Origin of the sequence: Pseudomonas sp. 09C 129 (assembly GCF_002843625.1) — a bacterium.
In the GTDB taxonomy this organism is placed as follows: domain Bacteria; phylum Pseudomonadota; class Gammaproteobacteria; order Pseudomonadales; family Pseudomonadaceae; genus Aquipseudomonas; species Aquipseudomonas chlororaphis.
This window is the reverse complement of the sequence record NZ_CP025261.1, coordinates 6,412,363-6,438,476: the sequence shown is the minus strand read 5'-3', so window position 1 is coordinate 6,438,476 and position 26,114 is coordinate 6,412,363. Positions and strand designations below refer to the sequence as shown.

The following is a 26,114-nucleotide window of genomic DNA, read 5'->3' as shown; positions in this document are numbered from 1 at the left end:
CCTAGAGGGTTGAACCCCGCTGTCGATCGATCAGCCGGCACAAGGTTTCAACCGCATCCGGCATCGACTCCGCCCGGGTATTGCCAAAGCCCATCAGCAAGCCCGGGCGTGATCCGCCCTGGGCACCCACGAAAAAACCTGACAGCGGCGCGACGCCGATTTTCCGGGCATGGGCGGCGGCCGCGATCGCCTGGTCGTCGAGCCCATCGGGCAATTCGGCGAGCAGGTGCAATCCGCTGGCGCTGCTGGCTACCGTCATGCGCTCGCTGCCGGCGTTGTGAATGGCCGCCAGCAAGGCGGCGCGACGCTGCGCATAAACCGCCTGGCTACGACGGATATGGCTGCCGAGGTGGCCATTGCCGATGAACTCCGCCGCCGTCGCCTGGAGCGACAAAGGCACGCGGTGGCCGCTGCCATTGCGCACGTTGCGCAACACCTCCACCACCGCCTCGGGGGCGACCAGAAAGCCCAGGCGCAGGCCCGGCGCCAGCAGCTTGCTCAAGGTCCCGACATAAATGACCCGCCCCTGATGGCCGTCCAGGGCCTTGAGCGCCGGTGTTGGCGCGCCGCCGTAGCGGAACTCGCTGTCGTAATCGTCTTCGAGGATGAAGGCATCGGCATCGTGGGCCCATTGCAGCAAGGCCAGGCGTCGCGCCAGGCTCATGCCGACCCCCAGGGGATACTGGTGCGAAGGTGATACCAGCGCCAGCCGCGCATCGGGCGCGAGCCGGCGGCCGGCCTGTACATCCAGGCCTTCTGCATCCACCGGAACGCCCACGGCCTGCACACCGGCCAGCAGCACGCTGCGGTAGGCCGCATCGTAGCCGGGGTTTTCGACCCAGACCCGCTCTCCCAGGTCGGTGAGCGCCAGGGTGGCAATCGACACCGCCGCCTGGGCACCGGGAGTAATCACGATGTGACTGGCCTGGCACACCACTCCGCGTGCCGCGCCGAGGTACGCCGCCAGGGCTTCGCGCAATGGCAGGAAACCCTGCGGGTCGCCGTAGGACAGGTCGGGAAGTGGCCGGCGTCGCCAGAAGCGGCCTTCCAGGCGCCCCCACAGCGCATAGGGAAAGGCGTCCAGCGCCGGCAGGCCCGGGGTCAGCGGCCAGGCGGCCCGGGCCACGGACATCGAGTCGGTCCCCGTCAGCGCCCGGGCCCGGGTGGAGCCGACGGGGGCCTCTGTCCGGGCGGGCGGCGAGGCCGTTTGCTCGGCGATCCGTGCCATGACGTAGGTCCCCGAACCTGTCCGGGCTTCCAGGAAACCCTCGGCGATCAACTGCCCATAGGCCTCGGTCACGGTCATGCGCGATAGCCCCAATTGTGTCGCCAGCACGCGTGAAGCCGGCAGGCGGATCCCGGCCTTGACGCTGCCGTCGGCGATGCCTTTGCGCAGGAACAGCAGCAATTGCTCGCGCAAGGACAAGTGGCCGTCCTTGGCCAGTTGCAGACGGTTCCAGATGGGATAGGCGGTTTTGCGGGTTTTCATCGGGGGCCTGTGGATTGCCGGTCGGCGGCAGCTGGAAAAGTGGTCTGGGATATTGATTGAAAGTGGATATTTTATACAGGCCATTACCTGCGGATACTCCCTCGCCTTGCCAACACAGCCAGAGGGTTGCCCCGATGAAAACCGCCAGCATCAGAATCGCTGACCTGCTGCATCCAAGCGTTGCCGCGCTGATCTCGGTCATCGTCAATTACGGGGGAACCTTCATTCTGGTTTTCCAGGGGGCCAAGGCGGCCGGGCTGAGCCCGGAGCAGACCGCTTCGTGGATCTGGTCGATCTCGATCGGCGTCGGCCTGACCGGCGCCTGGCTGAGTTATCGCTACCGCGAGCCGATCATTACCGCCTGGTCGACACCGGGCGCGGCCTTCCTGATCGCGGTACTGCCGAGCACGCCTTACCCGGAAATGATCGGCGCCTTCATGCTGTCGGCTGTCGGCTTCGTGGTGCTGGGCATGTCGGGTTATTTCGAGCGAGTGGTGAAGCTGATCCCGCCGGGGATCGCGGCGGGCCTGTTGGCGGGTATTCTGTTGCGCTTCGGGATTGGCGCTTTCGACGGCGCTGGGGTCGATCCTTTGCTGGTGGGCGCGCTGCTGCTCAGCTATGTGCTGCTACGGCGCTTTACCGCGCGTTATGCGATTGTCGGGGTGTTGCTGATTGGCATCGTGCTGTTGCTCGGGTTGGGGCAGGTCAGTTTCGCCAGCCTCGAACTCAAGCCGGCCCTGCCGCTGCCGACCGTGCCGGTGTTCTCGCTGAATGCGCTGCTGAGCGTGGCCCTGCCGTTGTTCCTGATCACCCTGACCGGCCAGTACATGCCCGGCATGCTGGTGCTGCGCAACGATGGGTTCAAGACCAGTGCCAATCCGATTCTCACGGCGACCGGCCTGGGCTCCTTGTTGATGGCGCCGTTCGGTTCCCATGCATTCAACGTCGCCGCCATTACCGCCGCCATCTGCACGGGCAAGGAGGCGCATGAAGAACCGGCCAAGCGTTATCTGGCCGGGCTCGCGTGTGGGGTGTTCTACCTGCTGGTGGGGATCTTCGGCAGCACCCTGGCGGCGCTGTTCGTGGTCCTGCCGGCGACCTTTATCACCACCCTGGCGGGCCTGGCCCTGCTGGGGGCGATCGGCGGCAGCCTCGCCACCGCGCTGGTCGAGCCGAGTGGCCGGGAAACCGCCTTGATCACCTTCCTGGCGACCGCCGCCAATATCACCTTGTTCGGGTTGGGCGGCGCATTCTGGGGCTTGCTGGCGGGATTGCTGGCGCACGGCGTGATGCACGGACGGCTGCGGCCAGCCGGTCGTCATGAGCGCGCCTAGTCGCCATGTATGGCCGCGGGGAGTGTGCCGAGAGCGGAGCCGATCACAGCCCCGCACTGATCCGGTCAGGCGCTGTCAGCCATTCATGCTCTGGAAATGCGCGAGCATGCGCTGGGCATCCGGCGCCACGCCGCTGAACAGCTCGAACGCCTTCACCGCCTGAAACACCGCCATGTTGCCGCCGTCCAGGGTGCGGCAACCGAGGGCTCGGGCGTTGCGCAGCAGCTCGGTTTCCAGGGGGAAGTAGACGATCTCCGCGACCCACAATCCGGGGCGCAGCAACTCAACCGGTACCGGAATGCCCGGCAGCTTGGCCATGCCCACGGGTGTGGTGTTCACCAGGCCGTCGGCGGCAGCCAGGGTGGCGGGCAGGTCGACGCCGGCCTTGGCCCGGCCGGGGCCGAAATGCTGGTTGAGGTTATCCGCCAGGCTCTGGGCGCGGGCACTTTCCACATCGAAGATATGCAACTGTTGCACGCCTTCGCTGAGCAGCGCATGGGCCACCGCCGCACCGGCACCGCCGGCGCCCATCTGCACCACGCGCGCCAGGGCCACGCCTTGCAAGCCGCGGCGCAAACCTTCGGCAAAACCCAGGCAATCGGTGTTGTGGCCGATGCGCTTGCCATCCTTGAGCACCACGGTGTTCACCGCACCGATGCCGCGGGCTTCCGGCGACAGCTCGTCGAGCAGCGGGATGATGCTTTGCTTGCACGGGAAGGTGATATTCAACCCGGTGAAGTTCATGCGCTCGGCGGCCAGCAGCAGGTCGGGCAGGGCATTGCTGTCGAGTTGCAGCTGGTCCAGGTCGATCAGCCGGTACAGGTAGCGCAGGCCCTGGGCGTCGCCTTCGTGCTCATGCAGCGCCGGGGTGCGCGAGGCCTGGATGCCGGCGCCGATCAGTCCGGCCAGTACTGTGTGCTGCTGGGTCATGCCTGGGCTCCTTGAAAGCGCTGGCTGAAATGCGCCAGTGCCAGGCGATAGCCATGGCTGCCAAAGCCGCACATTACTGCCAGGGCGATGCCCGAGACAAAGGAATGATGGCGGAACGGTTCGCGGGCGTGGACGTTCGACAGGTGCACTTCGATCACCGGCAACTCGCTGGCCACCAGGGCATCGCGGATCGCCACCGAGGTGTGGGTCCAGGCCGCCGGGTTGATCACGATCCCGGCGCAACGGCCACGGGCGCCGTGAATCCAGTCCAGCAGTTCGCCTTCGTGGTTGGTCTGGCGAAACTCCACGGTCAGGCCGAACTCCTCGGCGGCACGCCCGCACAGGGCGGAAATGTCGGCCAGGGTCTCGTGACCATAGGTGGCGGGTTCGCGGGTGCCGAGCAGGTTCAGGTTCGGGCCGTTGAGCACCAGAACGATAGGGCGCATGGGGGGAATTCTCCGTTGTTATTGTGGGCGTGGCTTGAGCGGCCAGCGGCTGGAGCTAAATTGTACTAACTGGTTAATTTGGTCAATGAGCCGGGGGACAGCCCCGAAATAATGGTTCGATAATCGAACACTACCCGGATGAGCGGAGAAGTTCTTTCACCTTCTCGGCAGAGGATGCGTATTCATATCAATTGAAAATAATTCTTAGTAAGCCGTAAGATGCCGGCCAATTTCCTTCAAGTTCCAGGGAGTCGGTTTGTCGGACGTGGATCTCAAGGGGCTGTTTCTCAAGCATGCCGCTACCTTGCGTGGGTACCTGGCGCGCAAGGTACGGGACCCGCAGTTGGCCGCTGATCTGGTGCAGGAGAGTTTCCTGCGGCTGGCCGAACAGACGCGCGGCGAGCGCATCGACAATTCCCAGGGCTATCTCTACCGCACGGCGAACAATCTGCTGATCGACCATGTCCGTCAGGAGGCGCGGCGCAAGACCGACACCGTGCCCCATGAAGCCCTGGCCGAGATCGAGGACGAGCAGGCCGGTCTGGAGGCTCAGGCGATGGCGCAGCAACAGCGCAAGGCATTGAAGCAGGCCATTCTGGAGTTGCCGCCGCGCACTCAGGAGATCTTCCGCTTGAACCGGATCGAAGGCATGACCCACGCCGAAGTGGCCAGGCATCTGGAGATTTCCGACAGCTCGGTGCAGAAACACCTGTCCAGGGCCCTGGCCCATGTGATGCAGCGCCTGGCTACCGGCGGTCGGGCGGCCGACGAGTGAGTTACGGTAAAACCCGGGGTCAGTCGTCACTGCTTATATATAACGAGAAATCGAGATTCACACGTGAATAGCCAGGGTCCGCAAGAGCGCAGTATCACTGAGGCCGCCGCCGACTGGGCGGTGCGTTTGCATGCCGGTGGACTGAGCGCCGCCGAGCAGGCCGAGCTGGAGCAATGGCAAGCGCGGGACCCGCGCCACGCCCCGGCGCTGGCGTTTGCCCGGCGGACCTGGGACGCGCTGGGCGAGCTGCGCCTGGAGCCGGAACTGGCGCAACCGCGTCGCGCGCCCGCCGCCAGGGCCACGGCGGTTCAGCGGCCGCGCCGCCGGCGTTTCCTGCCACGGGCGGCCAGCGCGGCGGTGCTGGTGCTGGCTGTCGCGCTCGGCTGGTGGCAAGGGCCGCACGCCTTGCTGCGGATGCAGGCCGACTATCTCACCGGCAAAGGCGAAGTGCGCACCGTGCAGCTGGCCGATGGCAGTACCGTGGAGCTGGATTCGTCCAGCGCCATTCGCCTCGATTTCAACCAGGCCCAGCGCCAGGTGCATTTGCTCGCCGGCTCCGCGGTGTTCGACGTGGCGCCGATGGGCGGCGAGGAGTCCCGCCCTTTTGTGGTCGAGAGTGCTGGCGGGCAGACCCGCGCCCTGGGCACGCGCTTCGTGGTGGGGCGTGAAAGCAGCCAGCAAGCCTGGGTCGGCGTGCTGCAACACAGCGTTGCCGTAAGCCTGGATACGCCGGCGCAGCAAGGCGCTTCCGAGCGGGTCCTGCAGGAAGGGCAGAGCGCCCGCTACAACCCGCTGTCGGGGGTGGTCACTCTGGATGGCCTGGATCTGCAACGGGCCACGAGCTGGCGGCGCGGCGTGCTGGTGTTCGATCGCCAGCCGCTGGCGCTGGTGATCGAACAGCTCAATCGTTATCGCCCCGGCCGGGTGGTATTGGGTAACGAAGCCCTGGCCCAGCGTCAGGTCAGCGGCGTGTTCCGCCTGGACATGCTCGACACTGCCCTGGCCACCCTGACCCGGGAACTGCAGGTGCGGCACTTCGATCTGGCCGGCGTCAGCCTGATTTACTGAGGCCTGGCGCCGCCGCTTTCCTCCCCGTGAAAAATAGTTGGAAAAAACCTTACTGAGTTTTCCTGCCTGGCACGTCTAGCTAATTGAGATGCATTCGCATCAATAAAAAGCAGCCAGCGCAGGAATACGGATATGAGGGTAAGCAGTCGCACTGGAGTTCACGCCGCAAGCCGGTTGGCCCTGGCTATTCATCTGGGCGCCGCGGGGCTGCTGCTCGATGCCGGGCTGGCGCATGCGGCGCAGGGGGCCGCGGTTGCCGGTGCCGAGCAGCAAAGCCGCCTGATGTTCGACATTCCTGCCCAGGCCCTGGACAGCGCCGTGCTGGCCTTCGCCGAACAGGCCGGGCTGCAAGTGCTGTTCGACAGCCAGCGCCTCAAGGGCCTGCACAGTTCGCCGCTCAAGGGCAGCTACAGCGTCCAGGAAGGGTTGGCGCGGCTGCTGGGCAACGCGCCGGTGGAATACCGCTTCACCGGCGACAGCCAGGTCACCCTGAACCGCGTCGCCGCCGAACACCAGGGGGCCTTGGCCTTGGCCACCACCACCGTGTCCGGCAACCTCGAAGGGCGCAAAGGCGACTGGGTCTACAGCGCGCCGCGTTCGGTGAGCGTCGTCAGCCGTGAGCAAATCGACCGCAATCCGCCCCGGCACGCGGCGGACATGCTGGAAGAAACCAGCGGCGTGTATTCGGCGGTCAGCCAGCAGGACCCCGGCCTGTCGGTGAACATCCGCGGCATCCAGGATTACGGGCGGGTCAACATGGCGGTCGACGGCATGCGCCAGAACTACCAGCAGAGCGGCCACCAGCAACGCAACGGCACCCTGTATGTCGACCCCGAGCTGCTCTCCGAGGTGGTGATCGAGAAGGGCGCGACCTCCAGCATGGGCGGTGCCGGGGTGATCGGCGGGATCGCCAATTTCCGCACCCTGGAAGCCCGCGACCTGATCAAGCCGGGCGAGGAAATGGGCGGGCGCATCCGCCTGACCAGCGGCCTGGGCGGGCGCAGCAACGGCACGCATTTTATCGGCAGTTCGGCCTTCGCCATCGGCACTGAAGTCTGGGACATGCTGGTCGCCGCCAGCGAGCGGCACCTGGGCGACTACGACCCGGGAACCCGCGGCAGCATCGGCGAACTGCGCACCGGCGGCTGGCGGGACCCTTCGATCAACGACCGGGTGAAGAACTCGCCGGTGGCCTATTCCGCTTCGGTGATGCGCTCGCGCCTGGCCAAGCTCGGGCTGAACCTGCCCCAGGACCAGCGCCTGCAGTTCAGCTACCTGACCACCCAGGTGTCCTACGACGACGCCAACATGCTCAACACCGAGAAGGATCAGCTGTGGGAGAAGCTGGGCAGCAGCGATGTGCGCTCGCAGAACTTCGCCCTCGACTACAGCTACACCCCGGACAACCCGCTGGTGGACTTCAAGGCCAAGCTCTATTACGTCGACAACCGTAACGACCAGAGCACCCTGCAACGGGGCATCACTCCCGGATATTCGATCACCTACCAGACCGACACCTACGGCGCCCAGGCGCAGAACACCTCGACCTTCGCCCTCGGCGAGCTGTCGACGCTCAAGGCCAACTACGGCCTGGAGTTCTTCTACGACAAGGTACGCCCGGACTCCAGCCAGCCGGTGGCGAGCGGTTCGGCGGTGAACGCCCCGGCCTCGGAAGGCATGACGCCCAAGGGCGACCGCGCACTCGGCAGCCTGTTCGCGCGCCTGGACTACGACTACGACGGCTGGCTGAACCTGAACGCCGGGTTGCGCTACGACCGTTACCGGCTGCGCGGCGATACCGGGATCAATACCCGCACCTTCATTCTCGGCACCACCCGGCAAACCACGGTGCCGATCGACTATGACGTGGACACCGAGGAAGGGCGTTTCTCGCCGACCTTCGGCCTGTCGATCAAGCCCGGCGTGGACTGGCTGCAACTGTTCGCCAGCTACGGCAAGGGCTGGCGTCCGCCGGCGATCACCGAGACCCTGATCACCGGCCGGCCCCACGGCGGTGGCGCCGAAAGCATGTACCCCAACCCCTTCCTGCGCCCGGAGCGTTCCACCACCTGGGAAGCCGGGGTCAATGTGTTCAAGGAAAACCTGTGGTTCGACGAGGACCGGCTGGGGATCAAGGTCGCGTACTTCGACACCCGCGTCGAAGACTTCATCTTCATGAACATGGGCGTGCAGCCCCCCGGCTACGGCATGGCCGGGATCGGCAACAGCGCCTACGTCAACAACCTGCAGGACACCCGCTTCAAGGGCGTGGAGTACCAGCTCGACTACGACGCCGGGCGCGCCTACGGGCAGCTGGCCTACACCCATATGATCGGCAGCAACGACTTCTGCTCGAAGACCGCGTGGCTGGGCGGGGTGACCCAGACCGTAAAGAACAGCACGGCCGGACGCGCCCCGGTGGTCGGCATGCGCCCGGACGCACAGGCCAATAGCGCCAGCCATTGCAGCGCGATCCTCGGTTCGGCCGAACACATGCCGATGGACCGTGGCACCTTGACCCTGGGCGCGCGCTTCTTCGAACGCAAGCTGGATATCGGCGCCCGAGCCCGCTACAGCGCGGGCTACTCGGAGGGCGGCAGCAACGCCCGCACCACCACCAGCGTCTACCCCGCGGACTGGAAGTCCTACACCGTTTACGACCTGTACGGCAGCTACCGCGCCACCGAAGAACTGACCCTGCGCCTGGCGATGGAGAACGTCACCGACCGCGCCTACCTGGTGCCCATGGGCGACGTGCTGGCTTTCACCCTGGGGCGTGGCCGCACCTTGCAGGGCTCCCTCGAATATCAGTTCTGACCGCTTTTGCCCAGAGAAGGGCAAAACCGTAGCGGGCATCGGCTCGCTGCGGAGTGACCAACCTATGTACTGGAGTTTTGCATGAGCATTTCCATTTCCTACAGCGCTACCTACGGCGGCGTCAGCGTTGCGAACTACCTCAATGACTGGTCGGCCTACTTTGGCGACGTCAACCATCGCCCGGGCCAGGTGGTCGATGGCACCAACACCGGCGGCTTCAACCCGGGCCCGTTCTCGGGTACCGAGTACGCCCTGAAAAGCACCAACAGCGACGCCGCGTTCGTGGCCGAAGGCAACCTGAACTACACCCTGTTCGAGAGCCCGAGCCACACCCTGTGGGGCAACCTGAACACCGTCTCGCTGGGTGACACCCTGACCGGTGGTCCGAGCGCCGGCGGCTACGACCTGGTCAGCCAGGAAGTCAGCTTCACCAACCTGGGCCTCAACAGCCTGCGCGACGAAGGCCGTGCCGGCGAAGTGCACAAGGTGGTGTATGGCCTGATGAGCGGCGACAGCTCGGCGCTGGCCGGCGAGATCGATGCCCTGCTCAAGGCGATCAGCCCGAACCTGTCGGTCAACTCGACGTTCGACGACCTGGCCGCGGCCGGTGTCGCCCACGTTGCCCCGGCATCCGCCGCCGCGGCCGACATCGGCCTGGTGGGTGTGCAGGATGTGGCCCAGGACTGGGCGCTGGCAGCCTGAATGGCCGCTTGAGGCATAAAAAAACGAATGAAAGATCGCTCTTCCATTCGTTCGCTTGAATCACCCCCGTCGCCCGAGTTTTCGAAGGCCAGGGCGGCGGCGGTGGCAAATTCTGGGGAGCGCCGCGATGGCTGTCAACGCACGCGGCGCGCCTCTTGCCGACCCGCACCGCCGGAGCGGGTGGCGGTGTATTTCTCGACTCCCAACAGGACACCTCGATGAGCAGGCCGAACCCACTTGCCGGTTCCGAGACGCTGGCGGCCCTGGCCGCCTATAAAAGCGGCTTCTTCAACATCGGCCTGTTCTCGGCGGTGATCAACCTGCTGATGCTGGCGCCCGCGCTGTACATGCTGCAGGTGTACGACCGGGTGCTGGCGTCCGGCAACCAGATGACCCTGTTGATGCTGACGCTGATGATCGTCGGCCTGTTCGGCCTGATGGGGGCCCTGGAGTGGGTGCGCAGCCAGGTGGTGATCCGCCTGGGCACGCAGATGGACATGCGCCTGAACCAGCGGGTCTACGACGCGGCCTTCGAGGCCCAGCTCAAGGGCAGCCCGCAAGCCGCCGGCCAGGCCCTGAATGACCTGACGGCCCTGCGCCAGTTCGCCACCGGCAATGCGCTGTTCGCGTTTTTCGACGCGCCGTGGTTTCCGGTCTACCTGCTGGTGATCTTCATGTTTCACCCCTGGCTTGGCCTGCTGGCCCTGGGCGGCGCGCTGCTGTTGGTGGCCCTGGCCTGGATCAACCAGCACATCTGCCAGGCGCCGCTGGCGGAGGCCAGCCAGCTGTCCATCAGCACCAGCCAGCAGGCCACGGCCAACCTGCGCAACGCCGACGCCATCGAAGCCATGGGCATGCTTGCCGCGCTGCGCGCGCGCTGGTTCGGTGGGCACCAGGCGTTCCTCGCCCAGCAGAACCTGGCCAGTGAAAAGACCGCGCTGATCAGTGCCTGGTCCAAGGGTGTGCGCCTGGCCCTGCAATCCTTGGTGCTGGGCCTTGGCGCGCTGCTGGCGGTGCAGGGGGAAATCACACCGGGGATGATGATCGCCGGTTCGATCCTGATGGGCCGGGTGCTCAGCCCCATCGACCAGTTGATTGCCGTGTGGAAACAGTGGAGTTCGGCGCGCCTGGCCTATGCGCGGTTGTCAGAGATGCTGCAGGCCAATCCGCCACGCCCGGCGCGCATGAGCCTGCCCACACCCAAGGGCGAACTGAGCGTCGAGCAACTGAGCGCCTGCGCCCCCGGCAGTCGCCGGCCGGCCCTGGCCAACCTGGGTTTCAGCCTGCCGGCCGGGCAGGTGCTGGGAGTCATCGGCCCCTCGGGTTGCGGCAAGTCGACCCTGGCGCGGCTGCTGGTGGGGGCCTGGACGCCGCTGGCCGGCAAGGTCCGCCTCGACGGCGCGGAACTGAGCCAGTGGGACCGCCAGCAACTTGGCCCGCACATCGGTTACCTGCCCCAGGATATCCAGCTGTTCGCCGGCAGCATCGCCGAGAACATCGCGCGCTTCGGCGAGGTGAACTCTGACCAGGTCCTGGCGGCGGCGCAGATGGCCGGGGTGCATCAGCTGATCCTGCAACTGCCGCAAGGCTATGACACGCGCCTGGGGGAGGGCGGGGCGGGGCTGTCCGGGGGGCAGAAGCAGCGCATCGGCCTGGCCCGCGCGCTGTATGGCCTGCCGGCGCTGATCGTGCTCGACGAGCCCAACGCCAACCTCGATGAGGCCGGCGAGCAGGCGCTGTTGCAGGCGATTGCCCAGCTCAAGCAGCAGCGCCGGACCCTGGTGCTGATCACCCACAAGCCCAACGTGCTGAGCCTGACCGACCAGTTGATGATCCTGCGCGAGGGCCAGTTGCAGGCCTTCGGGCCGACGACGCGAGTCCTGGAGACGATGCACAAGCCCAAGGCCGCCGCGGCCCCGGTGACGCCGACGAGCACCCCCGCGGCCAGCATGAATGTCAGTTATCGCCTGGGCGTGGCCGCCGGCGAAGGAAAAAAAGCATGAGCCAAGCACAACCCCTGGGTCGCCTGCCGACCGCCGACCACCAGCGCGCGCCGGGCACCCTGCTGGCCCTGGACGAGAAGAAATATTCGCGCCTGGGCTGGCTGCTGGTGTTTGGCGGTTTTGCCGGCTTCCTCGGCTGGGCCGCGCTGGCGCCCCTGGACAAGGGCGTGGCGGTGGCCGGCAAAGTCATGGTCTCCGGGCATCGCAAGGCGGTGCAGCACCCCAGCGGCGGCATCATCGAGCGCATCGAGGTGCGTGACGGCGAAGTGGTCAGCGCCGGCCAGGTGTTGATTCGCCTCAAGGAGCTGCCGCTGCGCACCCAGGTGCAGTCGCTGCGGACCCAGTTCCTCGGCTCCCTGGCCAGCGAGGCCCGCTTGAATGCCGAGCGCGATGGTGGCCAGGTCCTGGCCTTTGCCCCGGAACTGCGGGCCCAGGCCGATGACCCGGAAGTGGCCGCCACCATGGCCCTGCAACGCCAGCTGTTCAGCAGCCGCGCCCAGGCCCTGGCGATGGAGCAGCAGGGCATCGCCGAAAGCATCGCCGGCTCCGAGGCCCAACTGCGCGGCACCCGCGATTCCCAGGCGAGCAAGGTGCTCCAGCGCCGCGCCTTGAACGAACAACTGCAAGGGCTGCGCGAACTCGCACGCGACGGCTATATCCCGCGCAACCGGCTGCTGGACAGCGAGCGCCTGTATGCGCAGATCGACGGCTCGATCGCCGAGGACTTCGGGCGCATCGGCCAGTTGCAGCGGCAGATCCTCGAGATGCGCTTGCGTATCCGCCAACGGGCCGAGGAGTTCCAGAAAGAGGTGCGCAGCCAGCTGGCCGAAACCCGTACCCGCAGCGAAGACCTGCGCAACCGCCTGGCCTCGGCCGAGTTCGAGCTGGCCAACAGTCTGGTGCGCGCGCCGGCGGCCGGGGTGGTGGTGGGGCTGGAGGTGTTCACCGAGGGCGGGGTGGTCAAGCCGGGGCAGGCGCTGATGGAGATCGTGCCCCAGGGCGAGCCGCTGCTGGTGGAGGCGCGGGTGCCGGTGCAGATGATCGACAAGGTGCACCCCGGGTTGCCGGTGGAACTGATGTTCTCGGCCTTCAGCCAGAGCACTACGCCGCGGGTCGCCGGGCAGGTGACCCTGGTGTCGGCCGACAGGCAGGTGGACGAGCGCACCGACGAGCCGTACTACACCTTGCGTGCCGAGGTCAGCGCCGACGGCATGCAGCAACTGAGCGGCTTGCAGATCCGCCCTGGCATGCCGGTGGAAGCCTTTGTGCGCACCGGCGAGCGCTCGATGCTCAATTACCTGTTCAAGCCGTTGCTGGACCGCACGCACATGGCACTGGTGGAAGAATGAACCGGCGTCTTATCCCTTGGCTGCTGGCCAGCCTGTATGGCCTGTGCGCCCCCGCGGCCCACGCCCTGGGGCTGCTGGACGCTTACGCGCTGGCGGTGCGCAACGATCCGACTTTCCAGGCGGCGATCCAGGAGCGCGACGCCGGCGAAGAGAACCGCGTGCTGGGCCGCGCCGCCCTGTTGCCGACCCTGTCGTGGAATTACAACAACTCGCGCAACCAATCCGAGGTGACCCAGGCCACGCCCCTGGGGGACTCTTCCACCGATCGCGACTACCGCAGCTATGCCTCCAACCTGACCCTGCAGCAACCGCTGCTGGATTACGAAGCCTATGCGCGCTTTCGCCAGGGCGCGGCCCAGGCGCTGTTCGCCGACGAGCGTTTTCGCAGCAAGAGCCAGGAACTGGCGGTGCGGCTGTTGGGCGCCTACAGCCAGGCCCTGCTGGCCCAGGAGCGTATCGAACTGAGCCAGGCCCAGCGGCGCGCCTATGCCGAGCGCCTGCAACTCAACCAGCGTTTGCTCAAGGGCGGAGAAGGCACCCGCACCGACGTGCTGGAAACCCAGGCGCGCTTGAGCCTGGCCCTGGCCGAGGAGATCGAGGCCCGTGACCTGCAGGACAGCGCCCTGCGCGAGCTGGAAGCGATAGTCGGCCAGCCGTTGCGGGTCGACGAACTCGACCCGCTGGCCCGCCGGTTTGATATCCAGCCGGTGCAGCCCAACCGCTTCGAGAGCTGGCGCGACCTGGCCGTCGCCAACAACCCGGAACTGGCCTCCCAGCAGCACGCGTTGCAGGCCGCGGAATATGAGGTGGAGCGCAAGCGCGCCGGGCATCTGCCAAAGATCAGCCTCTACGCCAGCAGCCGCCAGACCCGTTCGGATTCGGAAAGCACCTACAACCAGAAGTACGACACCAACAGCGTCGGCATCCAGGTCAGCCTGCCGCTGTTCGCCGGCGGCTCGGTGTCGGCGTCGACCCGCCAGGCGGCCAGCCAGCTGTCCCAGGCGCAATACGAGCTGGATGCGCAGACCGCCAACGTGCTGATCGAGCTGCGCAAGCAGTTCAACCTCAACACCAGCGGCGCGGCGCGGGTCCGCGCCTATGAGATGGCGGTCGAATCGGCCGAGGCCCTGGTCCAGGCCACCCTGAAAAGCGTGCGCGGCGGCGAGCGGGTCAACCTCGACGTGCTGGATGCCGAGCAGCAGCTGTTCAGCGCCCGGCGCGACCTGGCCGATGCGCGGCACGCCTACCTGCTGGCGCGGGTCCAGCTCAGGTTCTATGCCGGCCTGCTCAATGAACAGGACTTGCAGCAGCTGGCCGGGTACTTCCGCCCTGTCAGCTGACACTCCTCTGTAGCCGCTGCCGCCGGCTGCGATCGGCCAACGGCCGTGGCGATCTTGCAATCGCTGAAGGTCCTGCGGACCTTATCGCAGCCTGCGGCAGCGGCTACAGGAAACCGTGGAATGCAAACAGCCGTCACGAGGACGGCTGTTTGCTGTGCAGCGGGGCGGGTTCAACGCCGGGTCAGCAAGACCCCGGATTCCATGTGGTGGGTCCACGGGAACTGGTCGAACATCGCGCAGCGGGTGATGCGGTGGGTGTCGTGCAATTGGGCGATGTTGGCCGCCAGGGTTTCCGGGTTGCACGAGATGTACAGGATGTTGTCGAAGCGCCGGGTCAGCTCACAGGTGTCCGGGTCCATGCCGGCGCGCGGCGGGTCGACGAACACACTGCCGAACTCGTAGCTCTTCAGGTCCACGCCCTGCAGGCGGCGGAACGGACGCACTTCGTTCAAGGCTTCGGTCAGCTCTTCGGCGGACAGGCGCACCAGGGTGACGTTCTCCACCGCGTTTTCGCTGAGGTTGCTCAGGGCCGCGTTGACCGAGGTCTTGCTGATCTCGGTGGCCAGCACCTTGCGCACCCGGGTGGCCAGGGGCAGGGTGAAGTTGCCGTTGCCGCAGTACAGCTCCAGCAGGTCGTCCGGGCGATCGCCCAGGGCGTCGTAGGCCCAGTCGAGCATCTTCTGGTTGACCGTACCGTTGGGCTGGGTGAAGGCGCCTTCCGGTTGGCGGTAGCTGAAGGTGCGCCCGCCGACTTCGAGTTTCTCCACCACGTAATCGTGGCCGATCACTTCGCGCTTGCCCTTGGAACGGCCAATGACGCTGACGTTCAGGTCGGCCGCCAACTGGCTCGCCGCGGCGTGCCAGTGCTCGTCCAGCGGGCGGTGATAACACAGGGTGATCATCGCGTCGCCGGCCAGGGTGGTGAGGAACTCGACCTGGAACAGCTTGTGGCTCAAGGCGCTGCTGGCTTGCCAGGCGGCCTTGAGTTGCGGCATCAGCTGATTGATGCGCAGGCTGGCGATCGGGAATTCTTCGATCAGGATCGGCGTGCGTTTGTCTTCCTGGGAAAACATCGCGTAGTGACGCTCGCCGGCTTCGCGCCACAGGCGGAACTCCGCGCGCAGGCGGAAGTGCTGCAGCGGCGAATCGAAGACCTGTGGCTCGGGGGCATCGAACGGCGCCAGCAGTTCACGCAGGCGCGCGACCTTGTCGGCGAGCTGGGTGGCGTAAGCCTGGGAATCGAAAGTCATGCGTTGAACCAACCCAACTTGATCACAAACAGTACCGACAGGATCACCAGCGGCGCGTTCAGCTCACGGGCGCGGCCCGACAGCAGCTTGATCGCGGTCCAGGCAATGAAGCCGAAGGCGATGCCGTTGGCGATGGAGTAGGTGAACGGCATGGCCAGGGCGGTGACCACCACCGGCGCGGCGACGGTGATGTCGTCCCAGTCTATTTCCGCCAGGCCCGACGTCATCAGTACCGCGACGAACAGCAGGGCCGGGGCGGTGGCGAAAGCTGGCACGCTGGCCGCCAGCGGCGAGAAGAACAGCGCCAGGAGGAACAGGATCGCCACGACGATGGCGGTCAGGCCGGTGCGGCCACCGGCGCTGACGCCCGCGGCTGATTCGATGTAGCTGGTGGTGGTCGAGGTGCCCAGCAGGGAGCCGGCCATGGCCGCGGTGCTGTCGGCGATCAGGGCCCGGCCCATTTTCGGCATGTGGCCGTCCTTGCCCATCAGGCCGGCGCGCTTGGCGACGCCGATCAGGGTGCCGGAGTTGTCGAACAGGTCGACGAACAGGAAGGCGAAGATCACGCTGACCAGGCCGATGTCCAGCGCGCCCTTGATGTCCAGTTGCAGGAAGGTCGGCGCCAGCGAAGGCGGCATCGAGGTCACGCCGCCGAACGGGGTGAAGCCCAGGGCGATGGAGACGATGGTCACCGAGAGGATGCCGATCAGGACCGCACCGCGGACCTTCAGGGCTTCCAGGGCGACGATCAGGGCGAAGCCCAGGGTCGCGAGGATCGGGGCCGGTTGTTTCAGATCACCGAGGCCGACCATGGTCGCCGGGTTGCCGACCACGATGCCGGCGTTGTGCAGGGCGATCAGCGCCAGGAACAGGCCGATACCGGCGGCGATCGCCGAGCGCAGCGGCAGCGGGATGCTGTTGATGATCCATTCGCGGATCTTGAAGATCGACAGCAGGAAGAACAGCACCGCCGAGATGAACACCGCGCCCAGCGCCACTTGCCAGGTATGGCCCATGTGCAGGACCACGGTATAGGTGAAGAAGGCGTTCAGGCCCATGCCCGGAGCCAGGGCGATCGGGTAGTTGGCGATCAGGCCCATCACGGTCGAGCCGATGGCGGCGGCCAGGCAGGTGGCGACGAACACCGCACCCTTGTCCATGCCGGTCTCGCCGAGGATGCTCGGGTTGACGAAGAGAATGTAGGCCATGGCCAGGAAGGTGGTGAGGCCCGCGAGAATCTCGGTCCGCACATTGGTGTTGTGTGCCTTGAGTTGAAACAGCCTTTCCAGCATGTCTGCTCCCCGTGGCGCGCAGGGCGCCGTGAATGTATCGACCCAGACAGCAAAGCACAGACCATAAAAAAGCGTCCGGGGATTTTGTGCGGGTCGGAAAAAGCCGCGCATCATACCAGCAGCGCAGGGCTATGGCTGCGATCCTCGGCGATGTTTTGCCCGAGTGGCGACTGGGGCATACTGCGCCGACGTTTTGGGGGGACTTATGCACAGCACGATAAAAACGATGGCCTTGGCGGTAGTGGCCAGCAGCCTGTGGTTGGGCACGGCGCCGGCCATGGCCCGTTCCGCGCCACCCTTGAGCCAGGTGGAAATCCTCAAGGTCGAGTCGCAGTCCTGTGGCCTGGAGGATGTGTCGGACGGACGCGACAAGACCGCCTGCGATCACCAGGGCCCGAACATCAAGGTGTACGTGCTGGAAATCGGCTATGGCCGCCAGCCCCGGGTGGCGCTGGACGGCTTCGAGGTCAACGGCACGCGCGCCGCGGTCTGCGAAGAGGGTTCCAGCCTGGTGCCGTGCGGCAACTCCGGGATCACCGTCGGCTACATCTATACCTTCGACCTGGCCGGCAAACAGGAAGGCACCTTCACCTTCAGCAACACCTCGCTCAACGCGCCGGGCAACAGCATGAGCGCGCAGATCTACATCAAGTGACGGCAGCGTCCGAACGCGGAGGGCTTTAAAGCTGACTAAGCTTTAAAGACCCTACCGCGGACACAGCCCATGACCTTTAGAGCCCTGATTCCCCTCGCCGAGGGTGTCGACGACCTGCAAAGCGTGACCCTGATCGATGTGCTGCGCCGTGCTCAAGTCGAAGTGCTGGTGGCCAGTATCGAAGGGCGGCGCATGCTCACCTGCGCCCGCGGCACCCGCATGACCGCCGACGGCATGCTGGTGGATGTGCTGGCCCAGAACTTCGACCTGATCGTGCTGCCCGGTGGCGCTGTCGGCGCGCAGCACCTGGCGGCCCATCAACCGCTGATGCAATTGGTCAAGGATCAGGCCGCCGCCGGGCGCCTGTTCGCCGGCATCGCCGAAGCGCCGGCCCTGGCGTTACAGAGTTACGGGGTGCTGCGCCAGCGGCGCATGACCTGCCTGCCCAGCGCCAGCCATCAGCTGTCGGGCTGCAACTTCGTCGACCAGCCGGTGGTGGTGGATGGCAACTGCATCACCGCGCAAGGCTCGGGGGCGGCCCTGAGTTTTGCCCTGACCCTGGTGGAACAACTGTGCGGCAGGGGCCGGCGGACGGTGGTGGAGGGGGAGTTGCTGGTTTAGCGATCAGCAGACATGAGCGGCAATGGGCTCGATGCGCGGTAACAAGGCTTGTTCGGTCTGCCAGATATCGTAGTCAGCCTGTACCGCCAGCCAGACCTTGGCTTTACCTATTCCGGCGCGTTCCAGCCTTACCGCCAGTTCCGGCCGGATCGGCGCGTGGCCGTTCAGCACCTTGGAGAGATGGGGACGGGCGTAGCCAAGATGCCTGGCCAGTTCCGTCACGCTGATTCCCAACTCGGGCAATACGTCCACACGCAGTGTTTCACCGGGATGTGGCGGGTTGTGCATGGGCATGATCCTGCCTCCTGTTCAGTGGTAATCCAGATAGTCGACCAGCTCGATATCCGAACCCGTAAAACGAAAAATCACTCGCCAATTTCCCGATACGGTCAGTGACCAGTATTCGCGACGCTCGCCCTTGAGCGGATGCAATCGCCATCCCGGGAGGTCGAGGTCGTCAGGCTCTGTCGCGTGATCCATGAAAGGCAGCATGCGCGCCAGGCGCCTCGCATGATCGGCTCGGATCCCTCGAGTCGATCCCGTTTCATAGAAGGCCTTGAGGCCTTTGTGCTGAAAGGATTTGATCATGCGGCGAGTGTAAGGCGATACCTTACACTCTTCCCATCGGATATGTATTGCAGCGCGTGAATCGGACGATCAACGGCGACGTCCTGTGAGCTTCCTGCCTGTCTCGAATCAGGCCTTGGCTTGTTCTTCCACCGGCCCATGCATGCGATCGCGACGGGCCAGGGTCGGGAACAGTTTTATCCACACCCCGGTCACCAGCAGGGTGCCGACTCCGCCCAGCACCACCGCCGGCACGGTGCCGAACCAGTGGGCGGTAAGCCCGGACTCGAACTCGCCGAGCTGGTTGGAAGCGCCGATGAACAGGCCGTTGACGGCGCTGACCCGGCCGCGCATTTCATCCGGGGTTTCCAGTTGCACGAAGGAGGCGCGGATCACCATGCTGATCATGTCCGCCGCGCCCAGCACCACCAGCACCGCAAGCGAAAACCAGAACGAGGTCGACAGGCCGAAGGCAATGGTGGCGACGCCGAACACGCCGACGGCGGTGAACATCACCCGGCCGACATGGCGGTCGACCGCAAAGCGCGCCAGCCACAGCGACATCAGCAGGGCCCCCACCGCCGGCGCCGAGCGCAGCAGGCCCAGGCCCCAGGCGCCGGTGAGCAGGATGTCCTTGGCGAACACTGGCAGCAGGGCGGTGGCGCCGCCCAGCAATACGGCGAACAGGTCCAGGGAGATCGCCCCGAGAATGTCCGGGCGGCTGCGAATGAAGCGTACCCCGGCCAGCAACGAATCCAGGGTGGCCTTGCCCTTGTTCAGCGGCGTCTGCCGCGCGGGCAGGTTGAGCATCAGGCAGCAGGCGATCACATACAGCAGCACGGTCGGGCCATAGACCCACACGCTGCCAAAGGCGTAGAGCAGGCCGCCGAGGGCCGGCGCGACGATGGTCGCCGATTGCTGGGCGGACTGTGCGGCGGCCACGGCGCGCGGGAACAGCGCGCTGGGCACGATGCTCGGCAGCAGCGCCTGGGTGGTCGGCATCTCGAAGGAGCGGGCGGCGCCCAGCAGGAACGCGAGGATGAAGATCATCTCGCGAGTGACGTTATGGGTGGCGCTGCCGATGGCCAGGGACAGGGCGATCAACGCCTGCAGCGACTGGCAGATGGCTGCCACCTTGCGCCGGTCATAGCGGTCCGCCACATGCCCGGTGTGCAGCATGAACAGCACCCGCGGCGCGAACTCCACCAGCCCGACCAGGCCCAGGTCGAGCACGTTACCGGTCAGTTGGTAGAGGTTCCAGCCGATGGCCACGGTGAGCATCTGGAAGCCGCTGGCGGTGAAAATCCGCGCCAGCCAGAAAGCAATGAATGGACGGTGATGGCGAAGCAGCAGAGGGTCTTGGCTGGGCATCTGAAAGGCAGGTCTGGGCGTGGAGTAAGGCGAGGTTATCACCAAGATGTAACCAATAGTTGCAGAATCCTTAGCCTCGCATCTATCTCGTTCATTCGAAATAACCCAATCCCTGTAGCCGCTGCCGCAGGCTGCAATAAGGGCCGAAGGACCTTCGAGGGAGCAGAAATCGCCACGACCGTTCCGGTCGATCGCAGCCTGCGGCAGCGGCCACAGGGAGAGCAAAACTTCGGGGAAACCCCGTACTTGACGTGGTGAGGCAACCTGTCACGCGACAAAAGACCACACAAACCAACGGCGAAAATGCGACTACTCTTTCAGCGTTGATTGATCCAGATCAAAACCTTTTGCAAGGTTGGGTCTGGTGGCCAGATGGCCAGACTCCCTGCGTTGCGATGGGTTTAAAAAGAACGAATTCGAATTCGCCACACTCCAGATCCGTGGGGGCAGTGGGTGCAGGCCTCCAGCCGGCAGCCGGTATTACCTGACAGAGGAAAGCTTATGTTCGGTTTGGAGGCACTAGATCTCGCCCGAATTCAGTTCGCGTTCACCATCTCGTTCCACATCCTGTTCCCCGCCATCACCATCGGTCTGGCGAGCTACCTGGCGGTGCTCGAAGGTTTGTGGCTCAAGACCCGCGACGATACCTACCGTGACCTGTACCACTTCTGGTCGAAGATCTTCGCCGTCAACTTCGGCATGGGGGTGGTCTCGGGCCTGGTCATGGCCTACCAGTTCGGCACCAACTGGAGCCGGTTCTCCGATTTTGCCGGCTCCGTTACCGGGCCGCTGCTGACCTATGAAGTGCTCACCGCATTCTTCCTCGAAGCCGGCTTCCTCGGCGTGATGCTGTTCGGCTGGAACCGGGTCGGGCGCAAGCTGCACTTCTTCGCCACCGTAATGGTGGCCATCGGTACGCTGATTTCGACCTTCTGGATTCTCTCGTCCAACAGCTGGATGCAGACCCCGCAAGGCTACGAAATCGTCGACGGCCGAGTGATTCCAGTGGACTGGCTGGCGGTGGTGTTCAACCCGTCGTTCCCGTACCGCCTGGCGCACATGGCCACGGCCGCCTTTGTCGCCACCGCGTTCTTCGTCGGTTCGTCCGCTGCCTGGCACCTGCTGCGCGGCCGTGACAACCCGGCAATCCGCCGCATGCTGTCGATGGCCATGTGGATGGCCCTGATCGTCGCGCCGATCCAGGCCGTGATCGGCGACTTCCACGGCCTCAACACCCTCAAGCACCAGCCGGCGAAAATCGCCGCGATCGAAGGGCATTGGGAAAACGTCGGTGACGAGCCGACCCCGCTGATCCTGTTCGGCTGGCCGGACATGAAGGCAGAAAAGACCAAGTTCGCCGTCGAGATCCCGTATCTGGGCAGCCTCATCCTCACTCACTCGCTGGACAAGCAGGTGCCGGCGCTCAAGGAGTTCCCGCCGCAAGATCGGCCGAATTCGACCATCGTGTTCTGGTCGTTCCGGATCATGGTCGGCCTCGGCATGCTGATGATCCTCACCGGCCTGTGGAGCCTGTGGCTGCGCAAGCGTGACCGCATCTACCAGAACCGCGCGTTCCTGTACCTGGCGCTGTGGATGGGCCCATCCGGCCTGATCGCGATCCTCGCCGGCTGGTTCACCACCGAGATCGGTCGCCAGCCGTGGGTGGTCTACGGGCTGATGCGTACCGCGGATGCTTCGTCCGGGCACAGCCTGATGCAGATGAGCATCACCCTGGCGCTGTTTGTCGTGGTGTATTTCTCGCTGTTCGGGGTCGGTATCGGCTACATGATGCGCCTGGTGCGCAAAGGGCCGAAGACCAACGAAGGCGCGGAAGTCAGCCACGGTGGTCCTGGCCAGAAACGCACGCCGGCCCGTCCGCTGTCGGCCGCCGACGACGATGCCGAAGACAACGGCACCAGCCTGAACAAGGGGAATTGAGTCATGGGTATCGATCTTCCGCTGATCTGGGCCGTGATCATCATCTTCGGCATCATGATGTACGTGGTCATGGACGGGTTCGACCTCGGGATCGGGATTCTCTTCCCGTTCGTCAAGGACTCCCGCGACCGTGACGTGATGATGAACACCGTCGCCCCGGTCTGGGACGGCAACGAAACCTGGTTGGTGCTGGGCGGTGCCGCGCTGTTCGGCGCCTTCCCGCTGGCCTATTCGGTGGTGCTTTCGGCGCTGTACATGCCACTGATCCTGATGCTCATCGGCCTGATCTTCCGCGGCGTGGCCTTCGAGTTCCGCTTCAAGGCCAAGGAAGCCAAGCGCCACATCTGGGACAAGGCGTTCATCGGCGGTTCGGTGGCGGCGACCTTCTTCCAGGGGCTGGCGCTGGGCGCCTTCATCGATGGCCTGCCGGTGGTCGACCGCCAGTACGCCGGCGGTTCGCTGGACTGGTTCACGCCGTTCACCCTGTTCTGCGGTGTCGCGCTGGTGGTGGCCTATGCCTTGCTCGGCTGCACCTGGCTGATCATGAAGACCGAAGGCAAGCTGCAGGAGCAGATGCATGACCTGGCGCGGCCGTTGGCTTTCGTGCTGCTGGCGGTGATCGGTGTCGTCAGTATCTGGACGCCGCTGGCCCACCCGGAAATCGCTTCGCGCTGGTTCACCCTGCCGAACCTGTTCTGGTTCCTGCCGGTGCCGATCCTGGTGCTGGTGACCCTGTACGGCCTGCTGCGCGCGGTGGCCCGCAATGCTCACTACACGCCGTTCCTGCTGACCCTGGTGCTGATCTTCCTCGGCTACAGCGGCCTGGGCATCAGCCTGTGGCCGAACATCGTGCCGCCGTCGATCTCGATCTGGGACGCCGCCGCGCCGCCGCAAAGCCAGGGCTTCATGCTGGTGGGCACGCTGTTCATCATCCCGTTCATCCTGGGTTACACCTTCTGGAGCTACTACGTGTTCCGCGGCAAGGTCACCCACGAAGACGGCTACCACTAGTCAATGCGCCGCTCCCCGTGCGGGAGCGGATCTGCTCGCGATGGCGCCCCGAGCGACGCCATCGTCTCCATTCCGAGAGGAGTATTCGATGATGGCTGGTAAACCCACGTTGCAGGAAATCGAAGAAGCCGAGAAGAAACCGCTCTGGCAGCGTCTGGGCTGGCTCGCCGGGATCTGGGTCGGCAGCGTGCTGGCGCTGTTTATCGTCGCCAGCCTGATGCGCATGTTCATGAACGCCGCGGGCCTGACCACACACTGATTTTTACTACCGCTCATCCCATCCCGTTGCCTTGTGGCACGGTTTTATAGCCCTCCTCTGGAGGGTTTTTTTTTGCCTGCGCGATTGCCAAGCTTTTCTTCCGTAGGAGCAGCCGGTCGACGCTCGATTGCTCGCGATGAACGATAACGCAGTGCTTCAGGCATTCCGCGTGGCACGTATCGCGAGCAAGCTTCGCTCCTACAGAGAGGGGGATTATTTGCGGGCTTTGAGGATCACGAACTTGGGCGTGGCGGCCACTTGCTCGACGCCGCGGAACAGCCGCGCCAGCTTGCTGTGATAACCCAGGTGGCGGTTGCCGACGATGTACAGCGCGCCGCCCACCACCAGGGCTTCGCGGGCCTGCTGGAACATGCGCCAGGCGAGGAAGTCGCCGACCACCTGCTGCTGGTGGAAGGGCGGGTTGCACAGCACCACGTCCAGCGACTGCGGTTCCTGGCCGGCCAGGCCATCGCCGGCGCGCACGGTCACTTCGCGCTCGCCCAGGGTCGCGCGCCAGTTCTCCAGGGCCGATTGCACAGCCATGAAGGATTCGTCCACCAGGGTGTAATGGGCATCGGGGTTGTGCAGGGCGCTGGCGATGGCCAGCACGCCGTTGCCGCACCCCAGGTCCGCGACCCGGGCCTTGCCGAGGTTTTTCGGCAGGTGCGGGAGGAACGCGCGGGTGCCGATGTCCAGGCCTTCGCGGCAGAACACGTTGGCGTGGTTGAGCAGCTCGATGGCGGGCTCGTCGAGCTTGTAGCGGGTCGGGTAGGGCGAAACCGCCGGGGGTTTCGCCTCCGGGGTGGCGATCAGTAAACGGGCTTTTTTCACCGCCAGCGAAGCCTGTACCGGGCCGATATAGCGTTCCAGCAGGTCGCCGGCGGCCCGTGGCAGGTGCTTGACCATCGCCGCCGCCACCACCTGGGCGCCCGGGGCCAGTTGGCCTTGCAGGCGGATCAGCTGTTCTTCCAGCAGGGCCAGGGTCTTGGGCACGCGGATCAGTACGCGGTCGAACGGCCCGGTCAACGGCTCGCTGGCCGGTACCACTGTTACGGCGTCGAATGGCAGGCCATTGCGCACCAGGTTTTTCTCCAGCGCCAGCGCGCCGAGAAACGAATCGCCGCTGCTGTGCACCTGTACGCGTCCGACCAGGCTGGCCGCCAGCGCGCCGAAGCTGTCGTTGAGCACCAGCACCCGGGTGTCCGCCGTCGGCTGCTGTTCGGCCAGGTGATTGAGCAAGTACTCGTCCGCTGCGTCGAAAGCTTGCAGGGGCTCGTTCTGTTGTTCGGGCTGGCGGATCAGGTCGAGCTGGGCGAAGGAGCTTTCGAGCAGGGGCATGGGACGGACTCTTGGTAATCGGTGAATGTCCTGCCGGCGGGAGGGGCGCGATGCGGGCTGGACCGTTCGGGCAGGTGGCGCGCAGGCCGCGTGGCAGGTGCCCGAAGAGGGGGCCAATGGTACGTTTTTTTGCGCTCGATTGCCCACGCTCTATGCCATTACAAACCGCCGGTGTTTCTGCCGCGCGCTTTGCGGGACACTAAGGGCATTCGCTTATTGGAGCCTGCCATGACTGCCAGTGCAGAAAAATACACGCGCCAGACCTTGCTCGACGTCCAGCCTCTGACTCCCAGCCTGTTCACCCTGCGCGCCACGCGGGACGCGGGCTTTCGCTTTCGCGCCGGGCAATTCGCCCGTCTGGGCGTGACCAAGGCCGATGGCAGCACGGTGTGGCGTGCGTACTCCATGGTGTCTTCGCCCTTCGACGAGTTTCTCGAGTTCTTCTCCATTGTCGTGCCCGGCGGCGAGTTCACCAGCGAGCTGAGCCGGCTGGGGGAGGGCGATACCCTGATGGTGGACCGCCAGGCGTTCGGTTATCTGACCCTGGACCGTTTCGTCGATGGCCGCGACCTCTGGTTGCTGTCCACCGGCACCGGGATCGCGCCTTTTGTTTCGATCCTGCAGGACTTCGAAGTCTGGGAGAAGTTCGAGCGGATTATCCTGGTCTACAGCGTGCGCGAAGCCAAGGAACTGGCTTATCAGCAATTGCTGGCCGAGCTGAAACAGCGCGATTATCTGGCGGAAGTTGCCCACAAGCTGCAAGTCATCACCACGGTGACCCGTGAACAGCATCCGGGCAGCCTCAACGGGCGGATCACTCATCTGATCGAGAGCGGCGAACTGGAACGTGTCGCTGGCGTGCCCCTGAGCGCCGAGCACTCGCGAGTGATGCTCTGCGGCAACCCCCAGATGATCGACGACACCCGCGCCTTGCTCAAACAACGGGACATGCACCTGAGCCTGACCCGGCGGCCCGGGCAGGTGGCAGTGGAAAACTACTGGTAAAAAAATGGCGCCGCCTGCAATACCAGCAGGGGCGCCGTTTTGTTGCGGCAGAAGCCTCAGGGCTTGTTGTTCTGCGCCTTGAGCAGGTCGCGGATCTCGCCCAGCAGCTCTTCTTCCTTGGTCGGAACCGGCGGCAGGGTTGGCGCCACGGCCTCTTCGCGCTTCAGGCGGTTGATCGCCTTCACACCCATGAAGATGGCGAAGGCAACGATGATGAAGTCGATCAGGCTCTGGATGAATTTGCCATAGGCCAGCGTCACGGCCGGTGTCTCGCCGACGGCGTCCTTGAGCGTGATCGCCAGATCACTGAAGTCCACCCCACCGATCAGCAAACCGATTGGCGGCATCACCACATCGCCAACAAACGACGAGACGATCTTGCCGAATGCGGCGCCGATGATAATACCGACGGCCATGTCGACCACATTACCTTTGACCGCGAAGGCCTTGAACTCACTTAGCACGCCCATAGGTTATTCCTTGTTACAGATGAGGTTGGTGAACGCAGTGTAATTCAGCACAAGGCATCTTGCTTGCAACAACTGCTTACAGCG

At 65.1% G+C, this 26,114-nt stretch carries 24 protein-coding genes; 14 read left to right on the top strand and 10 right to left on the bottom strand.

The features are described 5' to 3' along the window. Position 1 precedes the first annotated feature (1 nt). Positions 2 to 1,489, bottom strand: a complete 1,488-nt coding sequence (locus tag CXQ81_RS28750; RefSeq protein WP_101339195.1) for a PLP-dependent aminotransferase family protein — start codon at positions 1,487 to 1,489, stop codon at positions 2 to 4. A gap of 134 nt (positions 1,490 to 1,623) precedes the next feature. On the opposite strand from CXQ81_RS28750, the gene CXQ81_RS28745 reads away from it, so the two are divergent. Continuing rightward, a complete protein-coding gene (locus tag CXQ81_RS28745) occupies positions 1,624 to 2,823 on the top strand; it encodes a benzoate/H(+) symporter BenE family transporter (RefSeq protein WP_101339194.1) in 1,200 nt (399 codons plus the stop codon). Between the two features lie 75 nt (positions 2,824 to 2,898). Here the strand turns inward: CXQ81_RS28745 and CXQ81_RS28740 are convergent, their stop codons facing one another. Further along, a complete protein-coding gene (locus CXQ81_RS28740) occupies positions 2,899 to 3,753 on the bottom strand; it encodes a shikimate dehydrogenase (protein WP_101339193.1) in 855 nt (284 codons plus the stop codon). Further along, the gene (gene aroQ, locus CXQ81_RS28735) at positions 3,750 to 4,199 is read right to left on the bottom strand and encodes a type II 3-dehydroquinate dehydratase (protein WP_007928871.1); all 450 of its coding nucleotides are present in this window, start codon (positions 4,197 to 4,199) and stop codon (positions 3,750 to 3,752) included. Before aroQ ends, CXQ81_RS28740 begins: the two co-directional genes overlap by 4 nt. Positions 4,200 to 4,455: 256 nt before the next feature. Between aroQ and CXQ81_RS28730 the strand changes: the two genes are divergently transcribed. The 7 genes from CXQ81_RS28730 to CXQ81_RS28700 all read left to right on the top strand — a co-directional run bounded on the left by CXQ81_RS28730 (position 4,456) and on the right by CXQ81_RS28700 (position 14,253). Next, complete coding sequence (locus tag CXQ81_RS28730; protein ID WP_007928868.1) at positions 4,456 to 4,974, top strand: RNA polymerase sigma factor; 519 nt, start codon at positions 4,456 to 4,458, stop codon at positions 4,972 to 4,974. A gap of 63 nt (positions 4,975 to 5,037) precedes the next feature. Next, positions 5,038 to 6,042 (top strand): FecR family protein, encoded by a 1,005-nt coding sequence (locus CXQ81_RS28725; protein WP_101339192.1) that lies wholly within the window; start codon positions 5,038 to 5,040, stop codon positions 6,040 to 6,042. A 132-nt stretch (positions 6,043 to 6,174) separates the two neighbouring features. Further along, positions 6,175 to 8,859 (top strand): TonB-dependent receptor, encoded by a 2,685-nt coding sequence (locus CXQ81_RS28720; protein WP_101339191.1) that lies wholly within the window; start codon positions 6,175 to 6,177, stop codon positions 8,857 to 8,859. Positions 8,860 to 8,940: 81 nt separating this feature from the next. Further along, entirely contained in the window at positions 8,941 to 9,561 is a 621-nt protein-coding gene (locus CXQ81_RS28715; RefSeq protein WP_007928863.1) for a heme acquisition protein HasA, read from the top strand. Positions 9,562 to 9,779: 218 nt separating this feature from the next. Continuing rightward, entirely contained in the window at positions 9,780 to 11,564 is a 1,785-nt protein-coding gene (locus CXQ81_RS28710) for a type I secretion system permease/ATPase (RefSeq protein WP_101339190.1), read from the top strand. Next, positions 11,561 to 12,913, top strand: a complete 1,353-nt coding sequence (locus CXQ81_RS28705) for an HlyD family type I secretion periplasmic adaptor subunit (RefSeq protein WP_256593443.1) — start codon at positions 11,561 to 11,563, stop codon at positions 12,911 to 12,913. The genes CXQ81_RS28710 and CXQ81_RS28705 overlap by 4 nt, the downstream gene beginning before the upstream one ends. Then, entirely contained in the window at positions 12,910 to 14,253 is a 1,344-nt protein-coding gene (locus CXQ81_RS28700; protein WP_101339189.1) for a TolC family outer membrane protein, read from the top strand. Before CXQ81_RS28705 ends, CXQ81_RS28700 begins: the two co-directional genes overlap by 4 nt. Before the next feature lie 170 nt (positions 14,254 to 14,423). Here CXQ81_RS28700 and trmA read toward each other — a convergent pair whose 3' ends face one another. Together trmA and CXQ81_RS28690 are read right to left on the bottom strand one after the other, a co-directional pair. Then, positions 14,424 to 15,503 carry a tRNA (uridine(54)-C5)-methyltransferase TrmA gene (gene trmA / locus CXQ81_RS28695; RefSeq protein WP_101339188.1) on the bottom strand — a complete coding sequence of 360 codons (1,080 nt, stop codon included), beginning with the start codon at positions 15,501 to 15,503 and terminating at the stop codon, positions 14,424 to 14,426. Further along, a complete protein-coding gene (locus CXQ81_RS28690; protein ID WP_007930015.1) occupies positions 15,500 to 16,795 on the bottom strand; it encodes an NCS2 family permease in 1,296 nt (431 codons plus the stop codon). The genes trmA and CXQ81_RS28690 overlap by 4 nt, the downstream gene beginning before the upstream one ends. Positions 16,796 to 17,000: 205 nt before the next feature. On the opposite strand from CXQ81_RS28690, the gene CXQ81_RS28685 reads away from it, so the two are divergent. Continuing rightward, positions 17,001 to 17,450, top strand: a complete 450-nt coding sequence (locus tag CXQ81_RS28685) for a DUF4879 domain-containing protein (protein ID WP_037035572.1) — start codon at positions 17,001 to 17,003, stop codon at positions 17,448 to 17,450. 69 nt (positions 17,451 to 17,519) lie between these two features. Continuing rightward, complete coding sequence (locus tag CXQ81_RS28680; protein WP_009050978.1) at positions 17,520 to 18,071, top strand: DJ-1 family glyoxalase III; 552 nt, start codon at positions 17,520 to 17,522, stop codon at positions 18,069 to 18,071. Between the two features lie 3 nt (positions 18,072 to 18,074). Here CXQ81_RS28680 and CXQ81_RS28675 read toward each other — a convergent pair whose 3' ends face one another. The 3 genes from CXQ81_RS28675 to CXQ81_RS28665 all read right to left on the bottom strand — a co-directional run bounded on the left by CXQ81_RS28675 (position 18,075) and on the right by CXQ81_RS28665 (position 20,009). Then, positions 18,075 to 18,365 carry a HigA family addiction module antitoxin gene (locus tag CXQ81_RS28675; protein WP_009050977.1) on the bottom strand — a complete coding sequence of 97 codons (291 nt, stop codon included), beginning with the start codon at positions 18,363 to 18,365 and terminating at the stop codon, positions 18,075 to 18,077. Positions 18,366 to 18,380: 15 nt separating this feature from the next. Next, positions 18,381 to 18,659, bottom strand: a complete 279-nt coding sequence (locus tag CXQ81_RS28670; protein ID WP_009050976.1) for a type II toxin-antitoxin system RelE/ParE family toxin — start codon at positions 18,657 to 18,659, stop codon at positions 18,381 to 18,383. Between the two features lie 108 nt (positions 18,660 to 18,767). Beyond that, complete coding sequence (locus CXQ81_RS28665; protein ID WP_087091929.1) at positions 18,768 to 20,009, bottom strand: MFS transporter; 1,242 nt, start codon at positions 20,007 to 20,009, stop codon at positions 18,768 to 18,770. A gap of 501 nt (positions 20,010 to 20,510) precedes the next feature. Between CXQ81_RS28665 and CXQ81_RS28660 the strand changes: the two genes are divergently transcribed. The 3 genes from CXQ81_RS28660 (at position 20,511) to CXQ81_RS28650 (ending at position 23,217) form a co-directional block, all read left to right on the top strand. Further along, a complete protein-coding gene (locus CXQ81_RS28660) occupies positions 20,511 to 21,947 on the top strand; it encodes a cytochrome ubiquinol oxidase subunit I (protein ID WP_101339187.1) in 1,437 nt (478 codons plus the stop codon). A 3-nt stretch (positions 21,948 to 21,950) separates the two neighbouring features. After that, on the top strand, positions 21,951 to 22,958 hold the full coding sequence (gene cydB / locus CXQ81_RS28655; protein ID WP_101339186.1) for a cytochrome d ubiquinol oxidase subunit II: 1,008 nt from the start codon (positions 21,951 to 21,953) through the stop codon (positions 22,956 to 22,958). 91 nt (positions 22,959 to 23,049) lie between these two features. Further along, positions 23,050 to 23,217 carry a DUF2474 domain-containing protein gene (locus CXQ81_RS28650; protein WP_023969448.1) on the top strand — a complete coding sequence of 56 codons (168 nt, stop codon included), beginning with the start codon at positions 23,050 to 23,052 and terminating at the stop codon, positions 23,215 to 23,217. A gap of 213 nt (positions 23,218 to 23,430) precedes the next feature. Here CXQ81_RS28650 and CXQ81_RS28645 read toward each other — a convergent pair whose 3' ends face one another. Next, on the bottom strand, positions 23,431 to 24,555 hold the full coding sequence (locus CXQ81_RS28645; protein ID WP_101339185.1) for a methyltransferase: 1,125 nt from the start codon (positions 24,553 to 24,555) through the stop codon (positions 23,431 to 23,433). Positions 24,556 to 24,783: 228 nt separating this feature from the next. On the opposite strand from CXQ81_RS28645, the gene CXQ81_RS28640 reads away from it, so the two are divergent. Further along, positions 24,784 to 25,560, top strand: coding sequence for a ferredoxin--NADP reductase (locus CXQ81_RS28640; protein ID WP_009045734.1), 777 nt, complete (start codon positions 24,784 to 24,786; stop codon positions 25,558 to 25,560). Positions 25,561 to 25,616: 56 nt separating this feature from the next. On the opposite strand, the gene mscL is transcribed toward CXQ81_RS28640, so the two are convergent. Next, positions 25,617 to 26,030 (bottom strand): large-conductance mechanosensitive channel protein MscL, encoded by a 414-nt coding sequence (gene mscL / locus CXQ81_RS28635; protein WP_009045733.1) that lies wholly within the window; start codon positions 26,028 to 26,030, stop codon positions 25,617 to 25,619. Positions 26,031 to 26,114: the final 84 nt, after the last annotated feature.